The 25357-nt window shown below is 73.2% G+C and carries 25 protein-coding genes; 9 read left to right on the top strand and 16 right to left on the bottom strand.

What is annotated here, in order from left to right:
- Positions 1–62: 62 nt before the first annotated feature.
- The 5 genes from ACFW01_RS13980 to ACFW01_RS14000 all read right to left on the bottom strand — a co-directional run bounded on the left by ACFW01_RS13980 (position 63) and on the right by ACFW01_RS14000 (position 5282).
- Positions 63–1136 carry a LacI family DNA-binding transcriptional regulator gene (locus ACFW01_RS13980; protein WP_234957831.1) on the bottom strand — a complete coding sequence of 358 codons (1074 nt, stop codon included), beginning with the start codon at positions 1134–1136 and terminating at the stop codon, positions 63–65.
- Positions 1133–1960, bottom strand: a complete 828-nt coding sequence (locus ACFW01_RS13985) for a carbohydrate ABC transporter permease (protein ID WP_384503693.1) — start codon at positions 1958–1960, stop codon at positions 1133–1135. Before ACFW01_RS13985 ends, ACFW01_RS13980 begins: the two co-directional genes overlap by 4 nt.
- Before the next feature lie 14 nt (positions 1961–1974).
- The gene (locus ACFW01_RS13990; protein ID WP_234957829.1) at positions 1975–2919 is read right to left on the bottom strand and encodes a carbohydrate ABC transporter permease; all 945 of its coding nucleotides are present in this window, start codon (positions 2917–2919) and stop codon (positions 1975–1977) included.
- 49 nt (positions 2920–2968) lie between these two features.
- Entirely contained in the window at positions 2969–4258 is a 1290-nt protein-coding gene (locus tag ACFW01_RS13995) for an ABC transporter substrate-binding protein (protein ID WP_234957828.1), read from the bottom strand.
- Between the two features lie 124 nt (positions 4259–4382).
- A complete protein-coding gene (locus tag ACFW01_RS14000; RefSeq protein WP_234957827.1) occupies positions 4383–5282 on the bottom strand; it encodes an NAD-dependent protein deacetylase in 900 nt (299 codons plus the stop codon).
- Between the two features lie 280 nt (positions 5283–5562).
- Here ACFW01_RS14000 and ACFW01_RS14005 point away from each other — a divergent pair, with 280 nt between their 5' ends.
- Both ACFW01_RS14005 and ACFW01_RS14010 read left to right on the top strand, forming a co-directional pair.
- On the top strand, positions 5563–6393 hold the full coding sequence (locus ACFW01_RS14005) for a PP2C family protein-serine/threonine phosphatase (RefSeq protein WP_234957826.1): 831 nt from the start codon (positions 5563–5565) through the stop codon (positions 6391–6393).
- A gap of 58 nt (positions 6394–6451) precedes the next feature.
- Positions 6452–7432, top strand: a complete 981-nt coding sequence (locus ACFW01_RS14010; RefSeq protein WP_384503696.1) for an MASE1 domain-containing protein — start codon at positions 6452–6454, stop codon at positions 7430–7432.
- 187 nt (positions 7433–7619) lie between these two features.
- Here ACFW01_RS14010 and ACFW01_RS14015 read toward each other — a convergent pair whose 3' ends face one another.
- The 3 genes from ACFW01_RS14015 to ACFW01_RS14025 all read right to left on the bottom strand — a co-directional run bounded on the left by ACFW01_RS14015 (position 7620) and on the right by ACFW01_RS14025 (position 10514).
- Positions 7620–8966, bottom strand: a complete 1347-nt coding sequence (locus ACFW01_RS14015) for an MFS transporter (RefSeq protein ID WP_234957927.1) — start codon at positions 8964–8966, stop codon at positions 7620–7622.
- A 64-nt stretch (positions 8967–9030) separates the two neighbouring features.
- A complete protein-coding gene (locus ACFW01_RS14020) occupies positions 9031–9477 on the bottom strand; it encodes a MarR family transcriptional regulator (protein ID WP_234957824.1) in 447 nt (148 codons plus the stop codon).
- Positions 9478–9584: 107 nt separating this feature from the next.
- A complete protein-coding gene (locus tag ACFW01_RS14025) occupies positions 9585–10514 on the bottom strand; it encodes an NmrA family NAD(P)-binding protein (RefSeq protein ID WP_384503698.1) in 930 nt (309 codons plus the stop codon).
- A gap of 86 nt (positions 10515–10600) precedes the next feature.
- On the opposite strand from ACFW01_RS14025, the gene ACFW01_RS14030 reads away from it, so the two are divergent.
- Positions 10601–11164 (top strand): TetR/AcrR family transcriptional regulator, encoded by a 564-nt coding sequence (locus ACFW01_RS14030; RefSeq protein ID WP_234957823.1) that lies wholly within the window; start codon positions 10601–10603, stop codon positions 11162–11164.
- A gap of 89 nt (positions 11165–11253) precedes the next feature.
- Here the strand turns inward: ACFW01_RS14030 and ACFW01_RS14035 are convergent, their stop codons facing one another.
- Positions 11254–12360, bottom strand: a complete 1107-nt coding sequence (locus ACFW01_RS14035; protein ID WP_384503700.1) for an ABC transporter substrate-binding protein — start codon at positions 12358–12360, stop codon at positions 11254–11256.
- A gap of 589 nt (positions 12361–12949) precedes the next feature.
- On the opposite strand from ACFW01_RS14035, the gene ACFW01_RS14040 reads away from it, so the two are divergent.
- Entirely contained in the window at positions 12950–14326 is a 1377-nt protein-coding gene (locus ACFW01_RS14040; protein WP_234957821.1) for an N-acetylmuramoyl-L-alanine amidase, read from the top strand.
- Positions 14320–15612 carry a hypothetical protein gene (locus ACFW01_RS14045; protein ID WP_234957820.1) on the top strand — a complete coding sequence of 431 codons (1293 nt, stop codon included), beginning with the start codon at positions 14320–14322 and terminating at the stop codon, positions 15610–15612. The genes ACFW01_RS14040 and ACFW01_RS14045 overlap by 7 nt, the downstream gene beginning before the upstream one ends.
- Here ACFW01_RS14045 and ACFW01_RS14050 read toward each other — a convergent pair.
- The 5 genes from ACFW01_RS14050 to ACFW01_RS14070 form a co-directional block, all read right to left on the bottom strand.
- The gene (locus tag ACFW01_RS14050) at positions 15549–16598 is read right to left on the bottom strand and encodes a winged helix-turn-helix domain-containing protein (RefSeq protein WP_234957819.1); all 1050 of its coding nucleotides are present in this window, start codon (positions 16596–16598) and stop codon (positions 15549–15551) included. The two genes, ACFW01_RS14045 and ACFW01_RS14050, sit on opposite strands and share 64 nt — an antisense overlap.
- Positions 16599–16638: 40 nt before the next feature.
- The gene (locus tag ACFW01_RS14055; protein WP_234957818.1) at positions 16639–17151 is read right to left on the bottom strand and encodes a hypothetical protein; all 513 of its coding nucleotides are present in this window, start codon (positions 17149–17151) and stop codon (positions 16639–16641) included.
- 117 nt (positions 17152–17268) lie between these two features.
- On the bottom strand, positions 17269–18126 hold the full coding sequence (locus tag ACFW01_RS14060; RefSeq protein WP_234957817.1) for a biotin-dependent carboxyltransferase family protein: 858 nt from the start codon (positions 18124–18126) through the stop codon (positions 17269–17271).
- Positions 18123–18785, bottom strand: a complete 663-nt coding sequence (locus ACFW01_RS14065) for an allophanate hydrolase subunit 1 (protein ID WP_234957816.1) — start codon at positions 18783–18785, stop codon at positions 18123–18125. The genes ACFW01_RS14060 and ACFW01_RS14065 overlap by 4 nt, the downstream gene beginning before the upstream one ends.
- Positions 18782–19534 (bottom strand): 5-oxoprolinase subunit PxpA, encoded by a 753-nt coding sequence (locus ACFW01_RS14070; protein ID WP_234957815.1) that lies wholly within the window; start codon positions 19532–19534, stop codon positions 18782–18784. The genes ACFW01_RS14065 and ACFW01_RS14070 overlap by 4 nt, the downstream gene beginning before the upstream one ends.
- A gap of 220 nt (positions 19535–19754) precedes the next feature.
- Between ACFW01_RS14070 and ACFW01_RS14075 the strand changes: the two genes are divergently transcribed.
- From ACFW01_RS14075 to ACFW01_RS14090, 4 genes are read left to right on the top strand one after another with little or no spacing between them, the layout of a single operon-like run.
- Positions 19755–20474 carry a DUF969 domain-containing protein gene (locus ACFW01_RS14075; RefSeq protein ID WP_234957814.1) on the top strand — a complete coding sequence of 240 codons (720 nt, stop codon included), beginning with the start codon at positions 19755–19757 and terminating at the stop codon, positions 20472–20474.
- Positions 20471–21445 carry a DUF979 domain-containing protein gene (locus ACFW01_RS14080; RefSeq protein WP_234957813.1) on the top strand — a complete coding sequence of 325 codons (975 nt, stop codon included), beginning with the start codon at positions 20471–20473 and terminating at the stop codon, positions 21443–21445. The genes ACFW01_RS14075 and ACFW01_RS14080 overlap by 4 nt, the downstream gene beginning before the upstream one ends.
- Positions 21446–21480: 35 nt before the next feature.
- A complete protein-coding gene (gene pcp, locus ACFW01_RS14085; RefSeq protein ID WP_234957812.1) occupies positions 21481–22131 on the top strand; it encodes a pyroglutamyl-peptidase I in 651 nt (216 codons plus the stop codon).
- Complete coding sequence (locus tag ACFW01_RS14090; RefSeq protein WP_234957811.1) at positions 22131–23144, top strand: DUF2891 domain-containing protein; 1014 nt, start codon at positions 22131–22133, stop codon at positions 23142–23144. The genes pcp and ACFW01_RS14090 overlap by 1 nt, the downstream gene beginning before the upstream one ends.
- Before the next feature lie 7 nt (positions 23145–23151).
- Here ACFW01_RS14090 and ACFW01_RS14095 read toward each other — a convergent pair whose 3' ends face one another.
- Both ACFW01_RS14095 and ACFW01_RS14100 read right to left on the bottom strand, forming a co-directional pair.
- The gene (locus ACFW01_RS14095; RefSeq protein WP_234957810.1) at positions 23152–23937 is read right to left on the bottom strand and encodes an alpha/beta fold hydrolase; all 786 of its coding nucleotides are present in this window, start codon (positions 23935–23937) and stop codon (positions 23152–23154) included.
- Between the two features lie 245 nt (positions 23938–24182).
- Positions 24183–25355, bottom strand: coding sequence for a MalY/PatB family protein (locus ACFW01_RS14100; RefSeq protein ID WP_234957809.1), 1173 nt, complete (start codon positions 25353–25355; stop codon positions 24183–24185).
- Positions 25356–25357: the final 2 nt, after the last annotated feature.

The raw sequence follows: 25357 nt of genomic DNA on the forward strand, positions 1-25357 counted from the left end.
GTCCTTCTCGCGTGGTGGGGGTTCGGGTGGTGCGTGGCCGCCGGTGCGTCGCGGCCGTGGGGTCAGCCGGGGTCCTGACCCGTGGTGCCGTCCCCGGGCGGGGCGGGGCCCGTGGACTCGCGGACGACCAGCCGCGGCCGCCCGTCCAGACCCCTCTCCTCGACCGGCTCGCCGCACAGGGCCAGCAGCATGCGGGCGGCTGCCGTGCCGACCCGCTGCACCTGCTGGTCGACCGTGGTCAGCCGGGGATGGAGCCAGCTGCCGAGCGGCAGGTTGTCGTAGCCGACCACGGACACGTCCCGGGGAACTGCCAGCCCGGCGCGCTGCGCTGTGCCGATGCCGCACACCGCCATCGAGTCGTTCGCGTACACCAGCGCGGTGGGCCGGTCGTCCGCCGCGAGCAGCGCCTCGGTGGCTCCTACGGCGTGCCGCTCGCTGAAGTCGGTCGGCAGGACCGCGAAGGGACGCAGCCCGGCCGCGCGCAGGGCGTCCTCGAAGGCGGCCCTGCGCACCCGGGTGTGCTGCAGCTCCGGTGGCCCGCTGACGTAGGCGACCCGCCGGTGGCCGAGCGCCAGCAGATGTGCGACGGCCTCGGCGATCCCCGCCCCTTGGTCCCGCAGGCCGACCCGCGGCACCACGGCCGTGCCGTCCGGCGCCCCCAGCAGCACCGCGGGCAGCCCCAGCCGGGCCAGCAGGGCGGGACGGGCGTCCTCGTCGCGGGCGTCGGTGAGCACCGCCCCGTCCACCCGGCCCTCGGCCGCGAGCCGTTCGTAGAGCGCGTACTCCTCCCGGTGACCGCTCACCAGGTGCAGCAGCAGACCGTAACCGCGCGGCGCCAGCTCGCCCTCTATACCGGTGATCAGCTCACTGAAGTGCGGGTCGGAGCCCAGCACGTCGGTGGGGCGCCGGACCACCAGGGCCAGGCTGCGGGTACGGGCGTTGCGCAGCGCCGCCGCCGGGGCGTTGGGGCTCCACCCCAGCTCCAGCGCGGCGTCGAGGATGCGGCGGCGGGTCGCCTCGGAGAGCCGGCCCTTGTTGTTGAACGCCTGCGAGACGGCGGCGGTCGACACGCCGGCCGCGGCGGCGACCTCCTTGATCGTCGGCCGTCGGCCCGGCCGCTCGGTGGACACGCTCACGACTTCACCGCCCCGCTGACCAGGGCCTGTTGCATGCGCTTCTGGAGCACCGTGTAGACGATCCACACCGGCACCAGGGTCAGCACGGTGCCCGCCGTCAGGACGCCGTAGTCCGTGCCGGTGATCGACTTGAGCGTGGGCAGCGCCACCTGGACCGTGCGCTGCGCCGGGTCCGGGCCGATGATGACCAGCGAGTACAGGTACTCGTTCCAGAAGGTCAGGAAGTTCAGCAGCAGCACGGTGGCGATGCCCGGCAGGCACATCGGCGTGTAGACGTGGCGCAGCACCGCGAAGGTCGACGCCCCGTCCAGGCGGGCGGCCTCCTCCATCTCCGGCGGGATGGTGCGCATGAACTGCACCAGGATCACCACCGACAGCGGCAGCGCGGTCGCCGGCAGGAAGAGCACCATGAAGATCCGGGTGTGGAACAGCCCGGTGGCCGCCGCCAGCAGGAAGGTGGGGAAGAGCGCGGCGAAGGTCGGGATCAAAAAGCCCAGGGAGAAGACCTTCTCCACCAGCCCCGCCAGCCGCCCGGTCGAACGGGCCAGGGCGAACGCGGCCGGGATCGCCAGCAGCAGCGTCAACGCCAGTGAGAACACCGTCACCAGCGTGGAGTTGACCACCGCGAGCCCCAGGTCGGCGCTGTCGAACGCGGTCCTGAAGTTGTCCGGGCCCAGCGAGGTGGGCGGGGCGAAGGGCTGGGCGAAGATCTCCTCGTTCGACTTGAACGCCGAGGCGAGGAAGTAGTACAGCGGGACGACGAGCAGCACCGCGTACGTCCACACCAGGACGTGGGCCGGGAGCCAGCGCTTGCCGAGCTTCATGAGTGCTGCTCCGATCAGTAGTTCTGGCGGAAGACGCGGCGGATCGTCAGCAGCCCGACGAGGCCGGCGAGGAAGAGCAGGACGCCCACCGTCTGGCTGTAGCCGAGGTCGGCGGCGATGAACGCCTTCTGGTAGACGAGGAAGGACAGGGTGGTGGACGACGTCCCCGGACCGCCCTGCGTCAGCAGCAGCACGTGCTGCGCCGAGCCGAACAGCGTCCACAGGAACTGGAGCATCGTCACCACGCCCACGTAGTCGCGGATCACCGGGAAGTGCACCGACCACATCGTCCGCCAGTGCCCCGCCCCGTCCAGCTGCGCGGCCTCGCCCAGCTCGTCCGGCACACTGCCCAGCCGGGCCGCGAACAGTACGGCGGTGAAGCCGATGCCGCTCCAGACGTCCAGGGCGATCAGACACGCCAGCGCCGTCGAGGGCGAGGCCAGCCAGGCATCGGTGAGCGAACCCAGGCCGAGGCCCGTCAACGCCCCGTTGAGCAGGCCGTCCGGGGACAGGGCGGCGTAGAAGACCATCGCCTTCGCGGGCGTCGAGATCAGCCCCGGGATGAAGAGCAGGTACCGCAGGACGCGGTGCCCGGGCGGCCGTTGGGCGACGTAGTACCCCAGCATGTACGCGCACACGATCATCACGGGCAGGGCGACGGCCAGTTGGACGACCGTGTTGCGGACCGCGTCCCAGAACACCGGGTCGTCCAGGACCACCCGTACGTTGTCGAGCCCCGCGAAGGACACCGGCTGGAGCATGCCCGGCCAGTGCAGGGCCGCGATCACGAAGATCGCGAGCAGCGGCCCGACCATGAACACGAGGTACCACGCCAGTGCGGGGACCGCGAGGACGGTGCCGCCCTGTCGCCGGCGCCCGCGCGGTGCGGAGGCGGGCGGGGGCGGGGGAGCGGACCGACGGGCCGCGCTGCCGTCCGGCGTCGTCGTGAGCGTCGTCATGCGGTGACTCCCAGGGTACGGGTGGCGGATACGAGGGGGACGGGGCGGTTCACGCGGACCGGTACGCGGACTCGAGGGCGGCGCGCACCCGGGCCGCGCTGGTGCCCCGGGTGAAGGACGTGCTGGTCGCGGTGATCAGCGGCTGCGCCGCCGCGGGCGGCACGTACACGTCGGGGAGGAGGACCTGGCTCACCTCGGAACCGAGCCGCTGGGCCGCGCCCACGAGGGGGAAGTCCGCACTCACGGCGTCCGTGCGCAGGGCCATGTCCCGGCCGCTCTCCGTCACGAAGCGGGCCACCGTCTCGGGCCGGTACATGAACCGCAGGAACTTCTCGACCTGCTCGATCTTGCGCACGCCGTTGGGGCTGATCCAGAAACCGATCAGGGTGTAGGCGCGGATGACGGTCGGAGCCTCGTGCGCCGCGCCGTCGGCCAGGGGCCAGCCGCCCACCTCGGTGTGCCGGGCCACCTTCTGCGGCACCTTGGCGAGCGCCGAGGACATCGCCGACTGGATCGCCGCCTCCCCGGTGTTGAACTGCGTGGTCATCGAGTCGGACGTGAGCCCCTGCGCCTTGTCCGCGAAGACTCCGGCGTCGCGCAGATGCGTGAAGTACTCGATGCCCCGGCGGGCGCCGCGGCCGCCGAAGTCGCCCGTGGAGTAGACGTGCCGGGCCTCCTCCTGCGACAGGAACGTCTGGATGATCTGTGCCATCAGCTTCTGCCCGGTCCAGTCGTTGCCGCCCACGGTCACGGGGGCGACTCCCTTGGCGCGGAGCTTGCGGGCCGCGGCGATCAACGCGTCCCCCGTGGTGGGGATCCCGTCGACGCCGGCCCGGTCGAGCAGGGCGCGGTTGTAGGCGACGGGCCAGTTCGTGGCGAAGTAGGGGAACGCCCTGACCCGGCCCTCGCCGTCGGTCCAGTCGGCCAGGGCGGCGGGCAGCACCCGGTCGCGCAGCCCCCAGTCGTCCAGGTAGGGGCGGACGTCGACGGTCGCGCCGACGTCCGTCCAGGCCAGCGTCTTGTCGTAGAGGTTGACCATCACGACGTCGGCCTCCTTGCGGGCCAGCCGGGAGGTCTCGTACACCTGGCCGAGGTCGTCGCCGTTGACGAGGTTCTTGACCTTCAGCCCCGGGTTCTCCTCGCGGAAGCGGTCGACGGCCGCGAGGTAGGTGGGGGAGCCCGGCGCGGTGGTGCCGAGCTGGGTGTGGACGACGAGGGTGTCCGGATCGGAGTCCGCCGACGCCAACGACGAACAGCCGGACAGAGCGGGCAGGGCAACGGCCGCAGCCAGGCCGGAACCGGCGGCGAGCAGGTCGCGCCGAGTCAGCGAAGAGCGCACAGCGGGGGTCTCCAACCAAGCGGTTAACGATTGGTTAATCGATGTACCTCGTGAGGTGCGAGGACCATATGGAGTGGAGGGACCGCGGTCAAGGGGGTGACGTGGGGGACTTCGACGGGTCCGGTCAGGCCGTCGCGGTGCCGTCGGCGGCGATGCCGAGCCGGCCGGCCACGGTGGTGAGGGCCGCGCCCAGTGGGAGCGAGACCCGTGCGACGGCCTCCCGGTCGCCGCGGGTCGGGTCCCGGTTGACGATCAGCACCGGCGTCCCGGCGCGGGCCGCCTGGCGGACGAACCGCAGCCCCGACATCACCGTCAGCGAGGAGCCCAGGACCAGCAGAGTCGTGGCACCCCGGACCAGTTCGCGGCAGTGCTCCACGCGTGCGGGCGGGACGGCCTCGCCGAAGAACACCACGTCCGGCTTGAGAACGCCGCCGCACACGGCGCAGGGCACCACTCGGAAGTCCCCGACCTGGTCGTCGGTGAGATCGGCGTCGCCGTCCGGATTGATCCCGGCGGCCACCGGCTCGAAGCCCGGGTTGGCCGCCTCAAGACGCCGGGCGAGTTCGCGGCGCGGGCTGAACGCGCCGCAGGTCAGGCAGACGACGCGGTCCAGGCTGCCGTGCAGTTCGACGACGTCCTCGCTGCCGGCGGCCTGGTGCAGACCGTCGACGTTCTGGGTGATCACACCGGCGAGCAGGCCCCGGTCGCCGAACGCGGCCACGCACCGGTGCCCGGCGTTGGGCCGCGCCCGGCCGAAGGTGCGCCAGCCGAGGTGACTGCGGGCCCAGTAGCGACGCCGGGCCGCCGCGCCGCCGGTGAAGTCCTGGTACGTCATCGGCGTGTGCCGGCTCAGGCTGCCGCCCTCGCCCCGGTAGTCGGGGATCCCCGACTCCGTCGAGATCCCGGCCCCGCTGAGCACCACCACCCCACCGGCGCCAAGGGCGTCGACGACGGGCCCCAGGTCCGTGGTGCCCGGCGGCAGGTCCGCTCCCGGGGTCCAGCTCAGAGTGGGCCGCATGCGCATGCGGCAAGGGTACGGAGAACGGGCGCCCTTCCGGGCGCCGGGGCGTGTCTGCTGTGTGCCTCGGGCGGGGACCGGGACGGGCCCGGTGCTGCTCGGTGAGCGGCTGCGGCCCCGCACGCGTCGAACCGCGCCGGGCCGCGCCGCCCCGGCGGCCCACCCGCGGCCGCGCCCGGCGACCCGCTCCGACATGCCCTTCCCCGAGCGGGGTGACACACTTGCACTGGCCAGGCCCGCGGGTGGCTGACGCCCGTTCGGAGGCGTCCTGGTCCGGGAGTGGTCGATGTTCCGCAAGCGTCCCGCACCTGACGGTGAAGAGCTGCTGGCCCGGCTGGCGTCGCTGACCACTCAGGCCCGGGAGCTGGCCGAGCTGCGCAGGTCCCAGGTGGAGCTGGCGATCGCCCTGCAACGCGACATGCTGCCCGCCGATCTGCCCACGGTCCCCGGCTTCCATCTGGCCGCCTGCTACGCGCCCGCGTACGCCGGACTCAACGTGGGCGGCGACTGGTACGACGCCTTCGAACTGCCCGACGGCCGCGTCGGGCTGTCCGTCGGTGACGTGCAGGGTCACGCCATCGACGCGGCGGCGTTCATGGGCCAGGTCCGCGTCGGCCTGCGGGCGCTCGCCTCCGTGACGAGCGAGCCGGGCTCCCTGCTCACCTGGACCAACGACCTCGTCCTGTCCCTGAACAAGGACCTCTTCGCCACCTGCACGTTCATCCGCTTCGACCCGGCCACCGGCCTGCTGGAGAGCGCGCGGGCCGGCCACATCCCCTGTGTCCGGGCCACCGCGGACGGCAGGGCCGAGATCTGCCAGGACGAGGGCGGGCCGCCGCTGGGCGTCCTGGAGGGGGCCGAATTTCCGGTGACCCGATACCGGCTCGCCGCGGGCGGAGTACTCGTCCTGGTCACGGACGGCGTCGTGGAGGGGCCCTCCCTCAGCATCGACGACGGGCTCGACAGGGTGGTGCGGCTGGCGGGCCTCGCGGCCGTCGCCGGCATGGAGGCACAGTCCCTCGCGGCCGCCGTGCTCAAGAACGCCGAGTTGATCGGTCACGAGGACGACGCCGCCGTACTCGTCGTCGGCCATGGCGGACCCGCCGTTACGCCGTAGGGCGGGACGGGGCGCCTCTCACCTCGCTGACCGGCCGGGGGCGGTGTCTGATGGCTCTGTGGTGGATATCCGTGCATGGCCGCGACCGGTCGTCCTCCTCTGCGAGACGCTGCTCGTCGCCGGTGTCTACTACGCGGCGGGGCGACTGGGCCTGTCGCAGGAGCTGACCGCCGACGGGGCGGTCGTCACGCCCATCTGGCCGCCCACCGGCCTCGCGGTGGCCTGTCTGCTGCTCTTCGGACCACGGTGCGTGCCCGGCATCGCGCTCGGCGCGCTGCTCGTCATCGTCTCCCTCGGCAGGCCCGGACTCTCGGCCGTCGGGATCGTGGCCGGCAACACCGCGGCCCCCGTCTGCTCCTACCTGATGCTGCGGGCGGTGGGTTTCCGCGTGAGCCTGAGCCGCCTGCGCGACGGGCTGTCGCTCGTCTTCCTGGGTGCGCTGACGGCCATGCTGATCAGCTCGGCGGTGGGCGTCGGGATGCTCGTCCTGTCGGACAAGCTGCCGTCGGGCGACCTCTGGCTCGTCTGGCTCGCGTGGTGGGTCGGCGACGCGATGGGCGTCGTACTCGTCACGCCGCTGCTGCTGCTCCTGCACCGTGCCCGGCTGCCGCCGCCGTCCGCCCGCTGGACCGAGGCCGTGGGGCTCGCCGTCGTCGTCGGCGTACTGGTCCCGCTGATCATGTACAGCACGGTCAGCCTGCTCTTCCTGGTCTACCCCCTGCTGATCCTGTCCGTACTGCGCTTCCAGCTGGCGGGCGGCATACCGTGCGCCCTGTTCGCCTCGGTGACGGCCACCGTCGTGGCCCGGGAGGAGGTCGGTGCCTTCGGCACGCTCAGTGACATCGAGACGTTGATGAGACTCCAGGCGTTCAACGGCACGCTGGGGCTCACCGCGCTCCTGCTGTCCGCGGTGATCAGCGAGCAGCTCAACACCCGGCGGTCGGTGGAACGGGCCTGCAAGGAACTGGTCGAGGCCTTGCAGCACCTGAACGCCGGGTGCTCCCAGAACCCGGGAGCACCCGGCGGGGACGTCCGCTGAGCGCGGCGTTGGGTCGCGCCGCCGCTGGTCGGAAGCCGTAGCCGGTCAGAGGTCGTAGCTGGTCAGAAGTCGTAGTCGTCGATGTCGCCCGCGTCGAAGACCGTCGGCCGGCCGAGCGCGGTGACGCCCTTCCCGCCGGTCTGGAACCCGTGCTCGACCTGCGAGACGCCGGGCACGGACCCGTCGGCTACGTCGCCGCCCGTGGGGCCGGGGCCGTCCCGCGGCCCAGGGTGCGGTCGAAGACGGTCAGCAGGAGGTACACCACCCCGGCGCCGAGCATGACCCAGGCCAGCGTGTGCATGCCGCCGGTGTCCGCGTGGTGCCCGAAGGCCGCCGCGCTCGCGGAAGAGGCGATCATGGAGCCGACGTACGCGAAGGTCCGCAGCAGACCGGCGGAGGACGCCGTTCGCTCGGGATCGGCCTGGAAGTAGACCGAGTTCTGCAAGGCGAGGTTGTTGAGCCCCTGCGGGACGCCGAAGACCAGGGCGACCAGGAGCAGCATCCACAGCGGGCTCTCGGCCGTGAGCGTGAGGATCAGCGCGCAGGCGACGATCTGCCCCGCCGCGCCGGTCAGCAGCTTCCCGCGTACACTCCGGGTGCGCCCGGAGACGACCGAGACGCCGATCGCCAGCAGGAACATCGGGATCTGCGCCAGCCCGGCGTGGAAGGGCGACAGTCCGAAGCCCTCCTCCGTCCACTGGGTGAAGCCGTAGAGGAAGGCGTACGCGACGACGTAGGCCACGAGTGCGCGCCCGTACGTGGCGAGCAGCGGGGTGTTGCCGCCCAGGACCCGCAGGTCGATGAAGGGGGTGGCGGCGCGCAGCTCCCGTGCCGCGAAGGCCGCACCCGCGGCGACGGTGATCGCCATCAGGTACCAGTCGCGCAGGTGCAGGTTCATCAGGAAGAGCAGCAGCGAGACGAGCGTCGCGGCGAACAGCGCCATGCCGGGCAGGTCGAGCTGCGCGGCCGGCCGTCCGTGCCGCGGGCGCCCGGCCCCGTCGGCCGGTTTGGGCAGGCGCAGCATCCCCAGTACCACCGCGGCGACGGCCAGGGGCACGTTCAGCGCGAACGTGGTGCGCCAGCCGCCGGCGGCGATCAGCAGACCGCCCAGCAGCGGGCCGACGACGGCGATGGTCTGGTTGGCGACCGCCAGCGCGGTCAGCACCCCGCCGGGACTGTCCCGCCCGGTGCGCTCGGCCTCGCCGCGCAGCAGCGCCATCGCCGCGGGATAGCCGGCGCAGGTGCCGAAGCCGAGCAGGACCCGCGCGGCGATCAGTACGCCGAGGTTCGGTGCCAGGGCGCCGACGGCTCCGGCCACGCCGACCAGGCCGGTGCTGAGGAGGAAGAGCCTGCGCGGACCGAAGAGGTCGATGAGCCGGCCCACGACCGGCTGGCCGAGCGAGGTGGCCAGATAGAGCGCGGAGACCAGCCAGGCGGTCTGCGAGGCCGGCGCTCCCAGGGCGCTGCCGATGGGGACGAGGGCGACGGCGATGACCGTCGAGTTGATCGGGTTGAGGACCGAACCCAGCAGCATCGGCGGCAGCAGCCGCCGGTCGAAGCCGGGCCGGTCCTCGTCGCGCGTCCGGGCCCCCGTCGGCTCAGTCACGGGTGAGTCGCTCCAGGACGGCCATGGCCGCGATCACCGCCCGACGCTCTTCCTCCGTGCACTTGTCCTCCAACTGACCGGCGAGCCACTCCTTGCGGAGCTGCCGGTCATCCTCGACCCGCCGACGGCCCTCGGCGGTCAGCGTGATCAGCAGGCGCCGCCCGTCGTCCGGGTCGGGCCGCCGCTCCACCAGTCCCAGGGCGGCGAGCGGAGCGATGGTCGCCGTCATCGACTGGTGCCGCACCCCTTCTCCGGCGGCGAGTTCGCTGGCCGTGACCCCGCCGCGGTCGGACAGGCGGGCGAGGAGGGTCGCCTGGCCCACGGTGATGTCCTCAGCCTCGGACGCCTTCAGGATGCGGCGCCGCAGACGCCTGATGACCGCGCGGACCTCGCGCGACGCCTCGACCGCCGACGGCGACAGGTACTGGTTCTCGCTCATGCGCACAGGTTAACTTCCACAGCCTCAGCTGTACAGGTACACCTGTATAACTTACCCCTGTACAACTCGGCGGCACGGTCCGGCTTCACCTGGGCGACGCACCGGTGTCAGGACGCGCTCGGCATGTGCTGCCGTACCCACGCTGCGAAGGGTGTGACGGACAGGCCCAGTTTCCGCGCGAACTCGGGGCGGGCGGGCTGCGGGAACTCGTTGAGGGACGACTGTCCGAACCCCATGTCGGGCATGCCGGCGGCGACCGCCTCCTCCGCGCTCATGTCGGGCGCGGCGACCGTCGTGCCGAGGTGGCGGGAGAGGGTTCCGGCGATCTCCGTCATGGTCAGGTGGTCGCTCGCCAGTTCCAGTTCCACGCCGTCGAAACGCTCGGGCTCGGCCACGGCGGCGGCAGCGGCCGAGCCGATGTCGTCGACGGCGACCAGGGACAGCCGCGTTGCGGGCTTGAGCAGGCTCACCAGGCCGCCCTCCAGGCCGCGCGGGAACACGATGGCCTCGGCGGGGAGGAAGTTCTCCATGAAGAAGCACGGCTTGAGGAGCGTCCAGTGGGCGAAACCGGCCTCGCGCACGCGGTCCTGGATCCCGGCCTTGGCCGTGTAGTAGGGCTCCATCGCGGCCCATCGGCCCCGCACCCAGCTCGTGTGCTGCCCGGCGCCGGAGACCGACGTGTGGATGAACTGGCGCACCCCGGCCGCCCTGGCGCCCTCGATCAGCCGGGTGGCCTGCGCGACCTCTCCCTCGAAGGCGGCTCCGTCGAGGTCGGGCATCTGGACCGAGAAGACGGCGCGGGCCCCTTCGGCGGCGCGGGTCAGGGAGCCGAGGTCGTCCAGGTCCCCGACCACCAGTTCGGCGCCGAGCGCCGCGACCGCCGCCGCCCGGGCGGCCGAGGGGTGGCGGACCAGCGCCCTGACCGGTACCCCCGATTTCAGCAGCGCGCGGGCGGTGGCGCCGCCCTGTCGGCCGGTCGCGCCGGTGACCAGGACGGGTGCGGGATCGGTGGTCATGGTGTCCTCCGGGTGGGGCATGGTCCGAAGCTAAATGGCGGGGCCCGCCACTTAGCTTCCCGGTACGATACGGAGGGGCCCGCCATTTAGCAATGCGAGAGGACGCCATGCCTGATCACCAGCGCGCGGACGCGCGGCGCAACTACGCGCGGATCCTGGCCGTCGCCGAGCGGGAGGTCGCCGCACACGGCGCCGACGCGTCCCTGGAACGCATCGCCCGCATCGCCGGTGTCGGCTCGGCGACGGTGCGCCGGCATTTTCCCGGCCGCCGCGCGCTGCTGGAGGCGGTGTTCGCCGAGCGGATCGAGGCCCTGCGGGTGTGTGCCGTCGAGGCGGCCGGGGCGGCGGACGCCCGCGCCGCGCTGCTGGACTGGCTGCGCGCCCTCACCGAATACGCCGCCTCCGCGCGGGGCATGGCCGACGCGCTGGCGCAGGACAGGCTCGTCGAGCCGGAGCATGTGAACGCCTGCGCGGCGAAACTCGGGGGAGCGGTCGAACCACTGCTGCGGCGGGCCGCGGCGGAGGGCGTGGTGGCGCCGGGCGTGACCCCCGCCGATCTGCTCGCGCTGGTCACCGGCATCGCCCTGGCCACGGAGCACCACGCCGACCCGGCGGCCGAGGCGCGCCGCCTGCTCGGACTGACCGTGGAGGGTCTCAGCCCCACGAGGTGACCGGAGGCCGGAGCCATCCCGGGTGTGGCCCAGGCCATCTGACGTGGCAGGACCCGCCGGGGTGGACGGCCGGTCGGTTCCGTGCGGGCTCAGCCGGTGTGCAGGACGCGGAAGCGGTCGGGGCGCGCCGGATCCCGGTCCACGACCTGGACCGGCGGCCAGGCCCACTGCAGGACGCCGATACCGGGCGTGCGGGTGAACCGGATCCGCCCCCGGGTGCCTTCGACGTCGACCCGGGCCCAAGGCCCGGCGGTGCCCGCCGGCTCCGTACCGGCCCCGCGCAGCACGTCGGCGAGGACGGCGATCGTGTCGTAGCCCTCGAAGGCGACGAAGGAGGGCGGCGTTTCGTCCAGCCGTGCGCGAAGGGCCGCCTCGACGCGTGCGCCGAGCGGGCCGAGCCGTTCGGGCAGGTAGCGAAGGAACGGGATTCCGCAACCGTCGGCGCCCAGCGCCGCGGCCCATTCGGCGAACTCCGGTTGCCCGGCCGGGGCACCGATCGTCAGTCCGGACAGTCGCGGGTCGCGGCGCAGGGCCCTGGCGACGGGGACCGCCGTATCCGGGTGGCCGAGCAGGAGGAGAAGGGCTGTCGCGCCGTGGTCGGCGAGCGCGTCGCACAGGGCCGCAGGGGAGAGCGCGCTCATGTCGAACTCGGTGACCGTGCCGCCGCGCGGAGCCAGGTGGTCCCGCAGAAGGCGAGTTCCGGACGCCCAGTACACGCTCGGCTGGGTCGCCACGGCGACACGGCGGTGGCCCGCGCCGAGCAGGAAGTCCCCGTAGACGCGCCACCCGTGGGACTGCGCCGGTGCGAGCCGTGCCACCCGGTCCGTGGGCCGTTCGGTGAGCGTGTCCAGCACCGCCGACGAGCAGAGGTACGGCACGCCGAGGGCGTCGGCCCTGGAGGCCGCGGCACGGGCGACGACGCTGTGGTACTCACCGGCCAGGGCGGCCACGCCCAGGCCGGCCAGTTCCTCCACGGCGGCCGCGGCCTTCGACGGATCGGCCGCGGTGTCCCGGACCACCAGCTCCAGCGGCCCGCCGGGCACCCCACCGCTGCCGTTGACCTCGTCGACGGCCAGTTCGAGGCCGGCGAGCAGATGGCGGCCCGCCTCGACCCAGCCCGGCCGGGTCAGTGGAACGAGAGCGCCGATCCGGACGGACGGCCCGCCGGCCCGCGCTGCTTCGAAGGGCGTGTTCACGCGACGGCATCTCCTCGGTCGACCGTTCCGGCCATTGCATCCGTCGCGACGGCAGGCGGGCAAGCCAATTTTCCCGCCTCCCGCCAGGAACCCGGAACCAGGAAGCCGGAAACCCGGAACCGGATCGTCCCGACTCCTGTACGACGGCGTGCCCGAGGCACTGATCGAGGTCGGGGACGTGCTGAGGGCGGGGAGTCACCAGGCCGTGAACCAGCTGCGGCGCCTCGGCGGTTGCGGCCGTTCCTGGCCACCGGGGACGGGGAGGCACCTGCCCGGGCAGCCGCCACCACCGACCTGCGCATCGAGGAGGTGCCCGCCCGTCCCGGCGTCGGCTGACGGGAGCGCGGACAGCGCGGTGGCGCGGTCTTTCGCTCAGACTGCAATGACTTGCCCACGACAAGTTGCGCGATCCATCATGCGGCGACCGGTGTGCGCGAACTCCCGTCCCTCGTAAGCCCGTTCGCGAGACCGGCCGGCCGCGCACCCCGGTGCCCGCGCGGCCACCGCCGGGCCGCCCCCAGGAGACTCCCGGCCGCACGCGAACCGCCCCCACACCCCGTGGGCACCGGAGAGAGCGGAGCACCCCCACATGTCCTCCCCACTCCCCGCCGGACGTGCGCGAACCGCGCTGTGCGCCGTGGTCGTCGCGGCCGCACTGGCGCTCACCGGCCAACCGTCCCCGGCCGCCGCCGCACCCGCGCCCAACGCGCCGGACGACTCCGTCAACCAGGCCTTCGCAAGCGCGGCCGTCGCCTACGACGTCCCCCGGGACCTGCTGGTCGCCGTCGGCTACGGCGAGACCCGCCTGGACGGCCACGAAGGACTGCCCAGCCAGGACAACGGCTACGGCGTGATGCACCTGGTCAGCAACCCGGAACGGCACACCCTGGAACAGGCCGCGCGACTCACCGGCGAGAGCGTCGCCGACCTGAAACGCGACACCGACGCCAACATCCACGGCGGCGCCGCCGTGCTGCGCGCCCTGGCCGACGAGGCCGGTCTCGACGCCGCGGACCGGGACCGCCTCGGCGACTGGTACCCGGTCGCCGCCCGCTACGGTTCCACCGGCAGCGACGCCGCCGCACGCCTGTACGCCGACGCCGTCTACGACGTCCTCGGCGACGGCGTCCGGACCCGTGTGGACGGCGGCGAACAGGTCACCGTCGCCCCGCGCGAGGTCCGGCCCCGGCGCGGGGAGTACGCCGGGGCCGACACCGGCGCCGGCGCGAGCGCGTCCGCCGACTACCCGCCGGCCCTCTGGAACCCGGCGTACTCCGGCAACTACGCCGCGGGCCGCAACTCGGCGATCACCACCGTGGTCGTCCATGTCACGCAGGGCTCCTACGCGGGCTCCATCAGCTGGTTCCAGAACCCGTCGGCGCAGGTCAGCGCCCACTACGTGGTGCGGTCCTCCGACGGCCAGATCACCCAGAGCGTCCGCGAGGGCGACACCGCCTGGCACGCGCGCTCGGCCAACCCCTACTCCGTGGGCGTGGAACACGAGGGGTACGTCAGCGACCCCGCCTGGTTCACGGACGCCATGTACCGCTCGTCGGCGGCGCTGACCCGTCACCTCACCGACAGGTACGGCATCCCCCGGGACCGCGCGCACATCGTGGGACACAGCGAGGTGCCCGGCAACGACCACACCGACCCCGGCCCGCACTGGGACTGGGCCTACTACATGAGCCTGGTCCGCGGCGACGACGGCGGCACGGGCACCCCGTTCCCGACGTGGGGCACGGACGTGAGCGTCCGTCAGCAGCCGTCCACGGACTCCGCCCGGGTGGCGAGTCTGCCCGGACCGACCTCCGTCCGCGTGGCCTGCCAGGTCCACGGCGGGCTCGTCGAGTACGACGGCTACAGCAACGATGCCTGGTCGTACCTGCCGGACTACGGCGGTTACGTGTCCAACATCTTCATCGACGTCGACGACGCCTGGCTCCCAGGAGTGCCCACATGCTGACCCCGCCCACCCCGCGCCCGGGTTCCGTCCCGCGCCGCGGGCCGCGTCCCACGCGTGCCCTGACCGGCGCCGTGTGCCTGTTCGCCCTCGCCGGCACGGCACTGGCCGCGGCTCCCGCGCCGGCCGCCGACACCACCTCCGCGCCCGCCACGGAGTCCTGGCGCCCCGACCTGTCCCCGGCCGGCGGCGACGACGTCAACGTCCGGTACGGGGAGGGCGCCCTGCGGGTGCGGGACGGTTCCGTCAGCCCCGCCTCCCTGGACCGGGACCGCGGCTACGCCTCCGCCGTCCTGGAGACGCACCACGTGCAACGGCCGGTGAACCGGGTCACCGTGGACCTCGACGCGACCGTGCCGGAGGCGGCGGACGTCGAGGTCGACGTGCGCGGACGGGCTGCCGACGGAACCTGGACCGAGTGGCGGCGGGCGGCGGCCGGCAGCCCGGCGCGACTGCCGCGCGACGTGGTCGACGTCCAGGCCCGGCTCACGCTGTGGAACGCCAAGGGCGAGGCCACGGCCGCCGTCCGCGCCCTGACCCTGACGGCGGACGGCACGGGCAGCGTCTCCGCCGGGTCCACGCCGACGGCCGCCGCCTTCTCCGCCCGCGTCTACGCCACCCGTGAGGGCCTGGTCGGCCACACCACGGCCAACGGCCACGTCATCAAGGCGAACGACCACTTCGTGGCGCTCCCCTCCCGGAGGGCGCTGTCGCCCAAGGGCAGCGCACAGTACTCGGTGCAGGTGTGCGGTCCCGCCCGCTGCGAGACGGCGCCGGTGTGGGACGTCGGCCCGTGGAACACGCACGACGACCACTGGAACCCCTCCACGCAGCGCGAGCAGTGGAAGGACCTGCCGCGCGGCCTGCCCGAGGCACAGGCGGCGTACGAGGACGGCTACAACGGCGGCCGCGACGAGTTCGGCCGCCAGGTCGCCAACCCGGCCGGCATCGACCTGGCCGACGGCACCTTCTACAACGTGGGCCTCAACGACAACGGCTGGGTGACCGTCACCTACCTGTGGACCGACGCCGGCGGCGACACCACGTCGTTCCCGACCTGGGGCACCGACGTGAGCATCCGTCAGCAGGCGAGTACCGGCTCCACCCGGGTGGCGAGCCTGGCCGGACCGACGACCGTCCGGGTCCGCTGCCAGGTCCACGGCGAGCTGGTCAACTACGACGGCTACAGCAACGACGCCTGGTCCTACCTGCCCGACTACGGTGGCTACGTCTCCAACATCTTCATCGACGTCGCCGACTCCTGGCTCCCCGGCGTGCCCACCTGCTGAGCGGCCCCGTCCAGCAGCGCCGACCCCAGCGCGGTACGCCGGTGCAGTACCCGGTTGCCCTCGCGGCGGGTCGCCACCAGCCCCGCCTCACGCAGTACGGCGGCGTGGCGGCTCGCCGTGGACGGTGCCAGGCACAGCGCCGCGGCGAGCGACGTCGTGGTCATCGGCGTCTCCAGCGACTCCAGCATCCGGGCCCGCGACGGCCCGGTCAGCCGGTCGACGGACGGCCTCGCCGCACCGGCGCGCAGGCGCGGCAGCCAGCCCGGCTCCGGGCGCAGCGGGTGCACAAGGACCGGCGGCAGCGACTCGTCCACCAGGGCCAGCGGCGTCCGTACGCAGAAGAAGGCGGGCACCAGCGTCAGCGGGCGCCCGCCCAGCCTGAGCGACCGGGGTTCGGGATAGGGGACGGCGAGCAGGGTGCCGTCCTGCCGCCAGCCCGGCAGGTCCGTGTAACTCGCGAGCAGGGCCTCGGCGCCACCGCTCAGCGCGGCCTCGGCACGCCGGGCGCGGTCCTCCCCGGCCCGGGCACGGATCACGGGCAGGTACGGCGCCACGGCCACGGCGTGGTAGCGGCGCATTGTGGCGCCCAGCCAGCGCAGCGCGGTCGCGTCCCCGGAGGCCACCCACCGCACACTGCGCGGCACCGGGCCGCGCAGGTCCGCGCAGAGCCGGGTGAGTTCGGCGACGAGTCTGCTCCGGGGCGTCGAGCGCACCCGGTCCACGCCCTCCGCCAGGTCCAGGTCACCGCGACCGGGCGTCAGGAAGTCCGGGAAGTACCCGGTGGGCGGGCAGAGCCGCATCAACGCCCGTACGTCGTCGGCGAGTCCGCCACGGTGCAGGGCGCCGCGCACCTCGCGCCGCCAGGGGTCGTAGGCCAGGGGCTCCTGGTCGTTCTGCAGCAGGTGGAGGCTCAGTACCGTCTCCCACAACGGGTCGGCGCCCCGGGCCACGCCCATCCGGGTCAACGCGCCCTCGTCGAAGTCCACGTGAAGCACTGTGCCTCCCCCTGCCGCCCGCGGTCACGGCTCAGCAGCCGCCACAGTTGTAGTAGGTGACGTCCCAGTGGTTGCCCTCGTCGGCGTAGACGTTGCCCGAACCGGACCGCCACTGCGGAGCGCCGTCGCCGCGCACGCCGATGTAGGTGAAGGAGTTCTTGATGTAGTTGCCTACACAGGTGTACTTGCTGAAGTCGAGCTTGTAGCCGTTCCAGTGCGAGTAGGTGCCGGAGGCGTGCCCGGTCTCGGTGCCGCCGGTGATGTTCAGCGCGCACCCGCTGGCCCGCTTGAGGGTCTGCGCGCCCTGCGCGGTGGCGAGGTTGAGCTGGTCGAAGGACGTACAGGTGCCGTTGTTCCGGTTGGAGCAGTTGCCGGAGGACGACCAGGTGATGCCGACGTCGCGGAACATCGACGTGGCGGTGGCGTGACTGATCTTCGTGGCCGCGAAGGCGTCGCCGGCGCCGGCGACGACGACCGCGCCCGGCGCGGCGACCAGGGCGAGCGCCGTGACGACCGCCCGGACGCGCGTGGTTGGAGACCTCATGATGGAACCTCCATGCAGAACGTCATGCTTCCTGTGGGGTGGTTGAGCATGCGGTGCAGCACGATGGTGCCCGAGGTCTACGCGCGTACGCCATAGGGCGTCGGCGGCGGGCAGCCGTCAGCCGGGCGTGAAACGCACCCGGGTTCCGGCCGCGGCCTGCGCCGCCGCCGCGAGGGCACCTTCCGCGACGACCGCGACGACGGGGTAACCCCCGGTCGTCGGATGGTCGTGCAGGAAGATCACGGGGCGCCCGTCCGGCGGGACCTGAACGGCGCCCAGAACCATGCCCTCGCTGGGCAGTTCGCCCGTCGCGGCGCGTTCCAGCGGCGGCCCCTCCGTGCGCAGGCCGATGCGATTGCTGTGCGGCGAGACGCGGTAGACGGCCGCCACGAGGGTGCGCAGGGCGGCCGCGGAGAACCAGTCGGCGCGGGGGCCCAGGCGTACCGGCAGGACCAGTTCGGCGGGCGGACCGGGCCAGGGGGCGGTCACGGACGGCGGCACCATCCGTGCGGGTGTGCCCACCGGGAGGACGTCGCCGTCCCGCAGGGGGAGTGGCCCCAGCCCCGACAGCAGGTCGGTCGAGCGGCTGCCGAGGACGGCGTCGACGGCGATGCCCCCGGCGACGGCCACGTACGACCTGACCCCCGTGGCGGCCGCCCCCACGTCCAGGACCGAGCCCGCGGGCACCCGCACCGGAGCGCCCCAGGCGGCGGGCCGCCCGTCGACGGTCACGGGGCAGGGCGCGCCGCCGACGACGACGGTGACGCCGTGGTCGGGCCGCAGGGCACACCCGGTCAGCGTGGTCTCCAGGACGGCGGCGTCCGGGTCGTTGCCGAGCAGCCGGTTGGCGAGGCGCATCGCGGGCGCGTCCAGTGCTCCGGAACGTGGTACGCCGAGATGGGCGTGGCCGGGCCTGCCCGCGTCCTGCACGGTGGTGAGCGCCCCGGAGCGCACGGTCGTGAACTTGGCCGTCATACGGCGGCCTCCGTCGAGGCGCCGCCCGCTGTGACGAATCGCACCCGGGCCCCCGGCGTGAGCAGCGCCGCGTGCTCACGCGCCGGATCCCACAGCGGCCGCGCGTCCGGCATGGTGCCGATCAGCTGCCAGCCGCCCGGCGTGGAGCGCGGGTACACCGCGCTGTACGGGCCGGCCAACGCGACCGCGCCGGCCGGTACGCGGGTCCTCGGTGTGGCCCTGCGGGGGACATGGAGGCGAGGCGGCAGGCCGGTGAGATAACCGAAGCCGGGCGCGAACCCGCAGAACGCGACCCGGTAGGTCAGGGCGCCGTGCCGGGCGGCCACCTCGTCGGGAGCGACTCCCCACAGGGCCGCCACGTCGGCCAGATCCGGACCGTCGTAGCGCACGGGAAGCTCCACCACGTCCCCGTCGTCGTCGGGGACCGGCGGTACCTCCCACCCGGTGACCTCGCGGGCCAGCGCCTCCGGGTCCGGCACCCCGTCGAGCAGCACGGTCCGCGCCCCCGGGACCACCTCCGTCACCGGCGGCAGGGTCCCGGCGGCGCGCCGGGACAGCACCTCGGCGTGGAAGGCCGCGGTGTGTTCCGCGTCGGGCAGTTCGACGAGGAGCGCGTGGCGGCCGGCGGGGCGGGCCGAGCGGGCCCGGGCATCCGTCATGCGAACGCCCCGATGCAGGCCCCGGCCGCCTCCAGCGCCTCGCGCACCCGCGCCGCGATCCGGGCCGCACCCGGGGTGTCGCCGTGCACGCACAGCGAACGGGCGGCGACCGCGACGGTCGTGCCGTCCACCGCCTCGACCTCGCCCCGCACCGCGAACCCCAGCGCACGGCCGACCACCGCGTCCGCGTCGGTCACCACGGAGCCCGCCTCGCCGCGCGGGACGAGGGTGCCCCGCGCGGTGTAGGCGCGGTCCGCGAAGGCCTCCGGGACACCGGTGAGCCCCGCCTCCCCGGCGGCGTCGAGCAGTCGCGAGCCCGGCAGACCCAGCACGGGCAGTGCGCCGCCCGCCAGCTTGACCCCCGCCACGACGGCACGGGCCTGCTCGGCGTCGTGGACGGTGCGGTTGTAGAGCGCGCCGTGCGGCTTCACGTAGGCCACCTCGGACCCGGCGGCCTCGGCGAAGACCCTGAGCGCGCCGATCTGGTAGGCGACCTCGGCCGCCAGCTCGCCCGCCGGTACGTCCATGGCGCGCCGCCCGAAGCCCGCCAGGTCGCGGTAGGACACCTGCGCCCCGATCCGGACCCCGCGCTCGGCGGCGAGGGCGCAGACGCGCCGCATCACGGAGGGGTCGCCCGCGTGGAAGCCGCAGGCGACGTTGGCGCTGGTGACGACGGAGAGCAGGGCGTCGTCGTCGGTGAGGGTCCAGCGGCCGAAGCCCTCGCCGAGGTCTGCGTTGAGGTCGATCACATGCCGAAAGTAGACGATCGTTGAACGATCCGACAAGACGCGATGGCGACCGTCCAAGCGGACGAGAGAAATCCACCTCTTGTTAGATCGTTGAACGATCGCTAGTGTCCGTGCATCTGCCACGTATCTGGAGCTATGGTCCGGGGACCGCTGAAGCCGCGGCTCCGAAAGCTCCGGATCCGTGCTGCCCCGCCCCCTCATGCCTGAAGAAGGCCACCGAATGATCGTTCTCCTCGGTGTGGTCGTGGTGATCCTCGGATTCGTCACGCGCCGCAACCCCGTCCTCGTGGTGGGCGTCGCCGGAATCGTCACCGGACTGCTCGGCGAAATGGACCCTCTGGAGGTCCTCGCGGCCTTCGGCCGGTCCTTCGCCGACAGCCGCTCGGTCACCGTCTACGCCATCGTGCTTCCGGTGATCGGCCTGCTGGAGCGCTACGGCCTGCGCGAACAGGCCCGCAATCTCATCGGGCGCCTGGGCAGGCTCAGCGCCGGCCGGTTCCTCACCGTCTACCTGCTGGTCCGGCAGGTCACCGCGGCGTTCGGACTCAACAGCATCGGCGGTCCGGCCCAGACCGTGCGGCCCCTGGTCGCGCCCATGGCCGAGGCAGCGGCCGAACGCTCCACGGGGGCCAGACTGACCGAGCGGTGGCGCGAGAAGGTGCGCTCCTACTCGGCGTCGGCCGACACCGTCGGTGTGTTCTTCGGCGAGGACTGCTTCATCGCGATCGGCTCGATCCTCCTGATCACCGGTTTCGTGAACTCGACGTACCACCAGGACATCGAACCCACCCAGCTCGCCCTGTGGGCGATCCCGCTGGCCGTCTGCGCCTTCCTCATCCACGGTGCCCGGCTGCTCCTCATGGACCGCCAGCTGGAGCGCGAGATGGCGGCTGCCGCCGCCGAACACGACCTGCCGCTTCCCGAGGGGGCCGACAAGTGATCAAGGTCGAATGGCTCTACTGGCTGATAGGCCTCGTCTTCGTCGTCATGGCCGTGCAGATGGCCGCCGACCGCAGCAACCCCAAGCGGTGGACGTCCGCCGCGTTCTGGGGACTGCTCGGTCTCACCTTCCCCTACGGCACCGGCGTCGCCAACGCCACCGCGAAGAACGGCGACTGGACCCTGCCCGCCGAACCGCTCGGCGTCGCGGTCCTCGCCCTGATCGTGCTCGCCGGCTTCAACTTCCTCGGCAAGGGCGTCCCGGTCACCACCACCGGTAAGCAGCGCGAGGCCTCCGCCGCCCGGCTCGGCAACAAGATCTTCGTCCCGGCGCTGACCATCCCGCTCGTCGCCATCGTCTGCGCCTCGGTGCTGGACGAGTCCGGCCTGTTCGAGACCGGCAAGGCCACCCTGCTGGGACTCGGCGTCGGCTGCGTCGTCGCGCTCGTCGTCGGCATGCTGGTCACCGGCGAGAAGAAGCTGTCCGTCCCGGTCCACTCCGGCCGCTCCATGCTGGAGGCGATGGGCTCCGCCCTGCTGCTGCCTCAGCTGCTGGCCGTGCTGGGCTCGATCTTCGCCGTCGCCGGGGTCGGCGACCAGGTCGGCGACATCGTGAACAAGGTCCTCCCGGACGACTCCAAGTACCTCGCTGTCGTCGCGTACTGCGTGGGCATGTTCCTGTTCACCGTCATCATGGGCAACGCGTTCGCCGCGTTCCCCGTCATGACGGCGGCGATCGGCTGGCCCGTACTGATCCAGCAGATGCACGGCAACGAGCCGGCCGTCCTCGCCATCGGCATGCTGGCCGGGTTCGCCGGCACCCTGTGCACGCCGATGGCCGCGAACTTCAACATCGTCCCGGCCACACTGCTCGAACTGAAGGACCAGTACGGCCCGATCAAGGCACAGCTGCCGACGGGCATCGCCCTGCTCGGCTGCTGCACCGTCATCATGGCGCTCTTCGCCTTCTGACCCCGGCCATCCGACCCGCACGGCAAGGAACGCCCATGACCCGCGTCCTCATCACCGGCTTCGCCCCCTTCGGCGGCGAACGCGTGAACCCGTCCTGGCAGGCGGCGACCCTGGTGGCCGCCGAACCGCCCGCCGGGCTCACCGTCACCGCCGCCGAACTGCCCTGCGTCTTCGGCGCGTCCCTCGACGCCCTGCGCGACGCCGTCCGGGCGGCCCGCCCCGATCTGGTCCTCTGCCTGGGCCAGGCGGGCGGCCGCCCCGGCGTCACCGTCGAACGCGTCGGCATCAACGTCGACGACGCACGCATCCCCGACAACGCCGGCGGACAGCCGATCGACGAACCGGTGGTCCCGGACGGCCCCGCCGCCTACTTCTCCACCCTGCCCGTCAAGGCGTGCGTCGCCGCGATGCGCGAGGCGGGCGTCCCGGCCGCCGTCTCCAACACGGCCGGCACCTTCGTCTGCAACCACGTGGCCTACGGCCTCGGCCACCTCATGGCCACCGAGTTCCCGCACATACGGGGCGGGTTCGCGCATGTGCCCTGGGCGCCGGAACAGGTCGCCGACGGCACCGCACCGTCCCTGCCGCCCGCCACCGTCGCCCACGGTCTGCGCGCCCTGCTGGCCACCGCCGCCCGCACCCCGGCCGAGCACGACCTGAAAGTCACCGAAGGAGCCACCCACTGATGCCGCTCGGCGCCCACGCGGCCCCGTTCGCCAGGATCGCCCTGGCCAACATCACCCGCGCATACCCCAACTTCCCGGCCCACCTGATCACCTCCGCGCGGGAGAACCCCGCGCCCACCTCCCTGCACCCCGCCTTCTACGGCGCCTACGACTGGCACTCCTCGGTGCACATGCACTGGCTGCTCGTCCGGCTGCTCCGCCGCCACGGCGGCACCCCCGAACTGCCGGACACCGCACCGGCCCTCGACGCGCTGGACCGCCACCTCACCCCCGGCAACCTGGCCACCGAGGCCGCCTATCTCCGCGACCACCCCTCCTTCGAGCGGCCCTACGGCTGGGCGTGGCTGCTCGCCCTGGCCGCCGAGTGCCGCGCCCACGGCGGACCGGCGGGCATCCGCTGGGCCGAGGCACTGGCCCCCGCCGTCACCGCGGTCGACGAACTGCTGGCCGGCTGGCTGCCCAGGGCCACCTATCCCGTACGCCACGGCAACCACCCCAACAGCGCGTTCGCGCTGAGCCTCGCCCTCGACTCGGGAGAAATGTCCGCCGGGACCGACCGGGCCGTCCGGGAACGTCTGCTCACCTGGTTCGCCGACGACCACGACGCACCCGCGCACTGGGAACCGTCCGGACAGGACTTCCTCTCCCCGGCGCTGACCGAGGCCGACGCGATGCGCAGGGTGCTCCCGCCGGACCGGTTCGCGCCATGGCTGGACCGCTTCCTGCCCGCGCTCGCCTCCGGTGCGCCCTGCCCGCTGTTCGAGGTGCCGGTGGTCTCCGACCACGCCGACCCGCAGATCGGCCACCTGCTCGGCCTGACGCTCAGCCGCGCGGCCGCGCTGCGCGCCCTCGCGGATGCCCTGCCCGACGGCCCCGCCCGCGCCCGCCTGGACGCGGCGGCACAGGCACACCTCGCGGCGGGCATGCCGGCGGTGGAGCGCGGCGACTTCACCACCGACCACTGGCTGGCCACGTTCGCCGCCCTGGCCCTCGACCCGGTCGCCCGGCCCTGACGCCGGGTCACCCGCTGCGGCGGCGGACCGGCATCATCGTCTCGACCGCCGCCTCCTGACCGAGGTGGTCCAGGACCAGCCCGTTGACCAGGGCCGGCTTCTCCAGCGGCACCAGGTGGGAGGCGCCGGGCAGCACGGCCAGCCGCGCGTCGGGAAGTGCGCGGTACAGGGCGGTCGTGTGCTCCAGCGTCATCAGGTCGTCGTCGCCGGCCATGACCAAGGTGGGCGCGGTGACCCGGCCCAGCTCGCGCTCGGTGAGGGCCGGCTGGGTGCGCCACATGTCGATCATCTTCAGCGCCACCACCGGCCAGTGGTCCGCACCGTCCGGCGACACGGCCTCGTACATCTCGCGGAAGAACGCCATGTCCGGACTGTCGGGCGTCATGGCGTCGAGCATGCCCGGCTCGACGAAGCACTCCCCGGCGGGCCGGAAGTTGGCCCCGATCAGCACGGTCCGGCGCACCAGGTCCGGCCGGGCGAGGGCGACGAGCAGCGCGACGACGGCCCCGTCGCTCCAGCCGACCAGGTGCGCGGGCGCCTCCACCACCGTCTCCAGGAACGCCACCGTGTCGTCGGCCATGTCCTGGTACGTCAGCGGCCCGTCGACATCGGGGGTGTGCCCGTGGGCGCGCCGCTCGGGCAGCAGGACACGGTACGCGGCGGCGAGATCGGCGCGCTGCGCTCCCCAGGTGTCATTGGTGCAGAACCCGCCGTGCAGCAGGACCAGCGGATCGCCGGTCCCCTCGCTCTCGTACCAGGTCCTGACACCAGGAAGGTCCGCGTAGTCACCCATCGTCCAGGCCCTCTCCGGCAGGCTGCCAGTTCCGGCCAGTGTCCGCCGGGACAGGGGCGGCTGCAACGCGGGGCCCGGCGGCGGTGCGTCGCCCCCCCCGCGGGCCTCGCCCAGGCCTCCGGCCGCAGCAGGCCCCGACGGCAGGCGGGCACCAGTGCTGCGGGACCCGGTGGGTCACCCCGTCCCCGTCCACCGTCATGGGCTCCAGGAGGGCGTGCTCGCCTTCCACCGGGCTGCAGACCATGTCATCGCGAATCGGGTGCGATCCGCCGCACCGCCCGCACCAGCGCCTCGACGCCCGCCTCCGCCTTGGACCGGGGACACCCGACGTTGAGCCGCACCAGCCCCGGGGAGCCGTAGGCGGCCCCCGGCATGACGGCCACCTTCTGCACCTCCACCAACTCGCGCTGGAGCGCGTCGTCGTCGATCCGGAGGGGGCGCAGGTCGATCCAGGCGAGGTACCCGGCCTGCGGGGGCTCCCAGCCCAGCTCCGGGAAGGCCGTCCGCAGCCGGTCCGCGACCATCGTGAGATTGCCCGCGAGGTACCCGCGCAGGGCGTCCAGCCAGGGTGCCCCGCTCCGGTACGCGGCGATGTGCCCGACCAGCGACAGCACCGCGGGGGAGGAGAGCCCGTCGGCGTCCTTGAGCTGCCGCAGATACGCCTCGCGGGAGGGCGCGTCGCCGATGATCCCGTAACTCCCGGTCAGCGCCGGGATGTTGAACGACTTGGACGCGGAACTGAGCACGGCCCAGCGGCCCTCGCCGCCGTGCCGGGCCCACGGGCGGTGCACGTGCGGGGCGTACGCGAGGTCGGAGTGGATCTCGTCGCTGACGACCGCGACGCCGTACCGCGCGCACAGCCGGGCCATCCGGTCCAGCTCCGCCTCGGACCACACCCGGCCCGTGGGATTGTGCGGCGAGCACAGCAGCAGCACGGCCGTGTCGGGGAGCGCGAGGAGCCGTTCGAACTCCGCCCAGTCGTCCAGCGGGCACTCCCGCAGCCGGCGCCCGTTGGCCGCCACCGTCTTGGGAAAGGCGTCATACATCGGGGTGTGCGCGACCACGCCGTCACCGGGCCGCGACCACAGGCGCAGCAACCGCGAGACCTGGTAGACGACGGAAGGGGCGTACACGACGGATTCCGGGTCCACCTCGGTGGCGTGCCGCGTGGCGTACCAGTGCGTGATCGCGGAGAGGAAGTCGCTCTGGCGCCAGCGCGAGTAACCGAGCACTCCGTGGTCCAGACGGTCGCGGAGCGCGGCCAGGATCTCCGGGGCCGTCTCGAAGTCCATGTCGGAGATGGTGAAGGGCAGCAGGTCCGGCACGCCGAACCGGTCCTGGACGTAGTCCCACTGCGTGCACCAGGTGCCGCGCCGGTCCACCGGCGTGTCGAAGTCGTACGGCGGTGACGAGGCCATGG

The sequence above is a fragment of the Streptomyces sp. NPDC058985 genome (genome assembly GCF_042740985.1).
Lineage (GTDB): Bacteria > Actinomycetota > Actinomycetes > Streptomycetales > Streptomycetaceae > Streptomyces.

What these genes read in the sequence shown, in the direction of transcription:
- ACFW01_RS14100 (WP_234957809.1), bottom strand. Translation starts at nt 25,355, where the DNA reads ATGGCCTCGTCACCGCCGTACGACTTCGACACGCCGGTGGACCGGCGC.
- ACFW01_RS14000 (WP_234957827.1), bottom strand. Translation starts at nt 5,282, where the DNA reads ATGCGCATGCGGCCCACTCTGAGCTGGACCCCGGGAGCGGACCTGCCG.
- pcp (WP_234957812.1), top strand. Translation starts at nt 21,481, where the DNA reads ATGACCCGCGTCCTCATCACCGGCTTCGCCCCCTTCGGCGGCGAACGC.
- ACFW01_RS14015 (WP_234957927.1), bottom strand. Translation starts at nt 8,966, where the DNA reads ATGCTGCTGGGTTCGGTCCTCAACCCGATCAACTCGACGGTCATCGCC.
- ACFW01_RS14055 (WP_234957818.1), bottom strand. Translation starts at nt 17,151, where the DNA reads ATGAGGTCTCCAACCACGCGCGTCCGGGCGGTCGTCACGGCGCTCGCC.
- ACFW01_RS14030 (WP_234957823.1), top strand. Translation starts at nt 10,601, where the DNA reads ATGCCTGATCACCAGCGCGCGGACGCGCGGCGCAACTACGCGCGGATC.
- ACFW01_RS14020 (WP_234957824.1), bottom strand. Translation starts at nt 9,477, where the DNA reads ATGAGCGAGAACCAGTACCTGTCGCCGTCGGCGGTCGAGGCGTCGCGC.
- ACFW01_RS14045 (WP_234957820.1), top strand. Translation starts at nt 14,320, where the DNA reads ATGCTGACCCCGCCCACCCCGCGCCCGGGTTCCGTCCCGCGCCGCGGG.
- ACFW01_RS14090 (WP_234957811.1), top strand. Translation starts at nt 22,131, where the DNA reads ATGCCGCTCGGCGCCCACGCGGCCCCGTTCGCCAGGATCGCCCTGGCC.
- ACFW01_RS13985 (WP_384503693.1), bottom strand. Translation starts at nt 1,960, where the DNA reads ATGAAGCTCGGCAAGCGCTGGCTCCCGGCCCACGTCCTGGTGTGGACG.
- ACFW01_RS14040 (WP_234957821.1), top strand. Translation starts at nt 12,950, where the DNA reads ATGTCCTCCCCACTCCCCGCCGGACGTGCGCGAACCGCGCTGTGCGCC.
- ACFW01_RS14060 (WP_234957817.1), bottom strand. Translation starts at nt 18,126, where the DNA reads ATGACGGCCAAGTTCACGACCGTGCGCTCCGGGGCGCTCACCACCGTG.
- ACFW01_RS14005 (WP_234957826.1), top strand. Translation starts at nt 5,563, where the DNA reads ATGTTCCGCAAGCGTCCCGCACCTGACGGTGAAGAGCTGCTGGCCCGG.
- ACFW01_RS14075 (WP_234957814.1), top strand. Translation starts at nt 19,755, where the DNA reads ATGATCGTTCTCCTCGGTGTGGTCGTGGTGATCCTCGGATTCGTCACG.
- ACFW01_RS14025 (WP_384503698.1), bottom strand. Translation starts at nt 10,514, where the DNA reads ATGCCCCACCCGGAGGACACCATGACCACCGATCCCGCACCCGTCCTG.
- ACFW01_RS14065 (WP_234957816.1), bottom strand. Translation starts at nt 18,785, where the DNA reads ATGACGGATGCCCGGGCCCGCTCGGCCCGCCCCGCCGGCCGCCACGCG.
- ACFW01_RS13990 (WP_234957829.1), bottom strand. Translation starts at nt 2,919, where the DNA reads ATGACGACGCTCACGACGACGCCGGACGGCAGCGCGGCCCGTCGGTCC.
- ACFW01_RS14095 (WP_234957810.1), bottom strand. Translation starts at nt 23,937, where the DNA reads ATGGGTGACTACGCGGACCTTCCTGGTGTCAGGACCTGGTACGAGAGC.